This is a genomic window from Cupriavidus consociatus (genome assembly GCF_017814975.1).
Classification (GTDB): Bacteria; Pseudomonadota; Gammaproteobacteria; order Burkholderiales; family Burkholderiaceae; genus Cupriavidus; species Cupriavidus consociatus.
On record NZ_JAGIQA010000086.1, the window covers coordinates 1 to 4740 of the forward strand.

The following is a 4740-nucleotide window of genomic DNA, read 5'->3' on the forward strand; positions in this document are numbered from 1 at the left end:
AAAAAGACCCCAAGGGGGCTGTTAACCTTTTCGGCAAGCTGTTAACCTTGGCCATCTGAACGATGGGAACCGAGGGGATGAGCGCGCCGATCATCGATGACGAGCTGTGGGCATTGATCGAAGTGCTGCCGCCGCCGAAGCCGCGACGCAAGAAATATCCAGGCCGCCTTCCGGTCTCGGATCGAGCTGCGCGAGGATGGACCGCTCATCTGGCCGCGCATCACGGAGACCGAGCAGAAGAGAAGGCTTTCGATACCACTTCGCGCAAGCTCTATCGCTACCTCATGCGGATTTAAGAACCGTAGTCAGGCCAAGATAACAACCCATAGATTTCCCCAACGAGCCGATTAAATTGAAGCTTGCCTCGCTTTCCGCAAGGATCGCGCCAGACTGAAGAGCGGGAAAAATGGATGGGAGCATGCTCGAAAACTTGGCCACATCAAGGCACGCATGCGTCGCGAAGCGGAGATCCGAGTCGCGACCGCATGGGGTATCGGAGATCCGCGCAATGTAGCAAGTGATCGACGAACAGCAAATTGATTTGCGATGATGGGCCGCGGAGTCGTCTACCACATCAGAGCTTTTTGCACGTTTTGTTTGATATAGAACCGGCGTATGTCTGGAACGTGACCAGGCGAACGGGGATCGCAAGAGCCGCTTCGATATAGATCTCCGTAGTTTCCACAGATTCATGCCCGAGCCATAACGCGATGACCGAGCGACGAATGCCTTGTTGCAGAAGGTCCATGGCCATGGCGTGTCTTAAGAGTCACTAACAAACCCATGTCATCGTCACATAGCTGTTGAGCGCTCTCATGTGTCATGGCTCGGAAGAAGATCAACAACGAATTGTGGAAGGCATTGCAGCCCCTCTTGCCGCTGGCGGAGCCCTCGCCCAAAGGTAGCCGTCCGAGAGTGGGCGACCGGGCAGCGCTGAACGGCGTCTTGTTCGTTCTGCAGACAGGCATCCCGTGGGAGGACTTGCCGCAGGAACTCGGCTTCGGCAGCGGCATGACCTGCTGGCGTCGCCTGCGTGACTGGCAGGCCTGCGGAGTCTGGGAGCGTCTGCACCTGGCGCTGCTCACTCGTCTACGTGAACATGACAGATCGATTGGAGTCGTGCGAGCATCAATGGCGCAGCGGTGGCCAGCCCCCGGGGGGGCGAGCAGACTGGCCCGAACCCCACGGATCGAGGCAAGCTCGGCAGCAAAACGTCATCTCGTCGTAGACCGGCACGGCCTCCCTTTGGCGGTGATGGGCAATACCCGCGGTGCCTAGCCTGTCCGGCCGACCGCGAAGCCGCCCTGACAAGCTCCACGCCGACAAGGGCTATGACTTTGCGCGGTGTCGTCGCCATCTGTAGTCGACCAAGTCTTCGAAGGCACACAAGCGAGGCATCAGCCCACGCATCGCACGTCGTGGCATCGAGAAGAACGACCGCCTTGGCAAACATCGTTGGGTTGTCGAGCGCACGCATGCCTGGCTTGCAGGGTTCGGCAAGTTGCGCATTCGCTTCGAACGTCGTCTCGATATTCATCTTGGCCTGCTCAAGCTCGCGTGCGCTGTCATCTGCTCCCGATTCGTCGAGGAGTTTTGTTAGCCGCTCTAAGCGTAAACCCGTGGTTGACTTTCTTTCGATGCGCCTCCTAGCATGAAACATGAATCATATATCATGTTGAAAACGAGACGAAAGAAAGAAGGAAGGCGGCCTTGGCCAAAGCTGCCCTGGTTTCTCGTCAACGCGCTGACCTGTCATGAACGAAGCAGTTGTCCCTAAAGTGCGATTCGGCTTCTTGTTGCCGACCCATTGGGTCAGGGCATTGCTGTGCCGTGACTCGAAGAAATCAAAAATCTGATCAGAGAAAGGAGACACTATGCTGAGACAGCGTTGGCGATACGTCGCGGCCGTGCTAGTCACGCTTGCGACGATGCTGGGAGCGTTTTCGCTGCATGCAGCGACGGCTGGCCCCGGAACGTGGAGCAGTCAGCAGACCTGGGCATCGGATACCGTCAATGGTGGAAATCTGACCGGCTATTTCTATTGGCCGGCGAGCCAGCCATCCACGCCCAATGGCAAGCGGGCCCTTGTTCTGGTGCTACACGGATGCTTGCAGACTGCCTCCGGCGACGTGATCAACAATGCCAGTGGGGGCGGGTTCAACTGGAAATCGGTTGGCGATCAATACGGCGCTGTCATTCTTGCGCCTAATGCAACCGGCAACGTGTACAGCAATCATTGCTGGGACTATGCGAATGCGTCGCCAAGCCGAACCGCCGGACACGTCGGCGTGCTACTGGATCTGGTTAACCGCTTTGTTGCCAATGCCCAGTATGCGATCGACCCCAACCAGGTATACGTGGCAGGCCTATCCTCTGGAGGTGGCATGACCATGGTCCTGGGCTGCATTGCCCCGGATATTTTTGCAGGCGTTGGCGTCAATGCCGGTCCGACGCCGGGAACCACAACCGCTCAGATCGGCTTCGTACCTAGTGGCTATACCGCGACGACGGCCGCCAACAAGTGTAAACAATGGGCCGGATCCAACGTAGGCAAGTTCTCGAGCCAGATTGCCGGCGCCGTATGGGGGACCTCGGACTACACGGTGGCGTCGGCATATGGCCCGATAGCGGCCGCAGCCTTCCGCCAGCTCTACGGCGGCAGCTTCACCCAGGGATCTCAGGTATCGATAGCGGGCGGCGGCACAAACACCGCTTATACCGATAGCGATGGCAAAGTACGCACCCACGAAATATCGGTCGCCGGCATGGCGCACGCATGGCCCGCTGGAACGGGCGGCAACAATACCCACTATGTCGACGCGACGCATATCAACTACCCTGTCTTCGTGATGGATTTCTGGGCCAAGAACAATCTGCGTGCCGGGAGCGGCTCTGGACAGGCCGGTTCGGCGCCGACAGGGCTGGCGGTCGCCGGGACGACCCTCAACACCATATCGCTGTCGTGGAATGCCGTGACAAATGCCAATAGTTACAACATTTACCGCAATGGCAGCAAGGTCGGCTCAAGCGCGTCAACCGGCTACACCGATTCTGGGCTGATCGCGGGGGCTACGTACAGCTACACCGTGACAGCGATCGATGCGACGGCAGGGGAAAGTCAGCAATCTGCCGCCATCTCGGCAACCACGAAGACCAGTTTTACTTGTACGGCGACCACCGGCACAAACTATGCGCACGTGCAAGCCGGTCGTGCACATGATGTCGGCGGTTTTGCCTACGCGAATGGCTCAAACCAGAGCATGGGATTGAATAATCTTTTCTATACCAACACTCTGGCTGAGACAGCCGCCGGATACTATGTGATCGGCAATTGCCCATAGGCAACGGGACGGTCGAGTTGGGAGGCAAGCCATCAAAACATGCTTCTGAGAGAACTCATTGACGCCATGTACGCGCAGCCGGCGTGTCGACCCCTGCTGCGTTGGAAGCTTCCCCGATTCGCCGCGCCCAGATCCCCGCTTTTTGCACGCCATCGACCTGGAACTTAGCTTCAGCTTTGGCGAGTCCCTCCTGGGCGCAGCCACACAGCGTAGTCATTACTCACCAGTCCGTAAATAAAGCGACAAAGATCGGGAACCTCGTGACGACCGTTTAGTCTCATTCGACATGAAACGAGATGGCCGTACACTGGATCGCGCGACGCAAGAGGAATTCCGCCGGCTTGCCTTGCACCGGGTTCGCGAAGGCGAGAAACCTTCGGTGGTGGTGAAGTCGCTGGGCATGAACCGGACGTCAATTTACCGTTGGCTTAAGGCGGCCTCGGGCCGGGGCAATGGCGAGCGGGCGCTGGCCTCGCGTCCAGCGACAGGGCGGCCACGCAAGCTCACGCCAGCGCAACAGGCGCAGGTCTTTCGGTGGATCAACGGACGGGATCCTCGGCAGTACGGTCTGGACTTCGGGCTGTGGACACGCCAGATTTTGGCCACGCTCATCGATCAGAAATTTGGTGTGAAGATGGGTGTCACAGCGGTGGGCAGGCTGCTGGCGGGACTGGGCTTGAGTCCACAAAAGCCATTGCAACGTGCCTACCAACGAGATCCGCAGGTCGTCGAGCGCTGGCAGCGTGAAACATATCCGGGCATTGCTGCTGCGGCCAAGCAAAGCGGCGCGGACATCTACTTCTGGGACGAATCTGGATTTCGGGCCGACGCGGTGCATGGCAAGACCTGGGCGGTCAAAGGCAACACACCGGTGATTGAGCGCCCCGGACAGCGCCAGTCGATTTCCGCCGCGTCCGCGGTGAACGCTAAAGGTGCCTTCTGGTTTGCGACCTACAAAGGGGCCTTGACCGCGGAGCTGTTCATCGAATTGCTCAAGAAGATGATGAAAGCCCGCAACCGACCAGTGCATCTGATCGTTGACGGACTGCCAGCGCACAAGAAGGCCAATGTGTGCGAATACATCGAATCGACCAAAGGAAAACTCACGATGCATGTGCTGCCGGGTTACGCGCCTGACCTGAACCCGGACGAATTCGTATGGAGTCATCTCAAGCGAACTGGTGTGGCGCGCAATCCGTTGCGCGCGGGCGAGAAACTAGAAATCCGCGTTGAGCAACAATTGCGAGGATTGCAGAAGAAACGCAGCCTGATTCGATCATTCTTCGAGGCCCCTTCTGTCGCCTATATTTCGGACTTCTGAGTAAGAGCCGCTAACAAAACTGGTCAACGAATCGTGAGCAGATGACCGCGCAGGCGAGCGTGAGCAGAGCGAGATGGA

3 protein-coding genes and 2 pseudogenes are annotated in these 4740 nt (G+C 58.2%); 4 read left to right on the forward strand and 1 reads right to left on the reverse strand.

Features of this window, described 5'->3' with window-relative positions; translation table 11 throughout:
* Nucleotides 1-77: 77 nt before the first annotated feature.
* Nucleotides 78-191: pseudogene (locus tag J8I82_RS37210) on the forward strand (IS5/IS1182 family transposase); the annotation flags it as partial.
* A 383-nt stretch (nt 192-574) separates the two neighbouring features.
* Here the strand turns inward: J8I82_RS37210 and J8I82_RS39265 are convergent.
* On the reverse strand, nt 575-754 hold the full coding sequence (locus J8I82_RS39265) for a hypothetical protein (RefSeq protein WP_209765574.1): 180 nt from the start codon (nt 752-754) through the stop codon (nt 575-577).
* Between the two features lie 68 nt (nt 755-822).
* Between J8I82_RS39265 and J8I82_RS37220 the strand changes: the two are divergent.
* From J8I82_RS37220 to J8I82_RS37230, 3 genes and pseudogenes are all read left to right on the forward strand, one after another.
* Nucleotides 823-1600 (forward strand): annotated as a pseudogene (locus J8I82_RS37220) (IS5 family transposase).
* 328 nt (nt 1601-1928) lie between these two features.
* A complete protein-coding gene (locus tag J8I82_RS37225; RefSeq protein WP_245180637.1) occupies nt 1929-3341 on the forward strand; it encodes an extracellular catalytic domain type 1 short-chain-length polyhydroxyalkanoate depolymerase in 1413 nt (470 codons plus the stop codon).
* Between the two features lie 286 nt (nt 3342-3627).
* A complete protein-coding gene (locus J8I82_RS37230) occupies nt 3628-4662 on the forward strand; it encodes an IS630 family transposase (RefSeq protein WP_209765578.1) in 1035 nt (344 codons plus the stop codon).
* Nucleotides 4663-4740 lie beyond the last annotated feature (78 nt).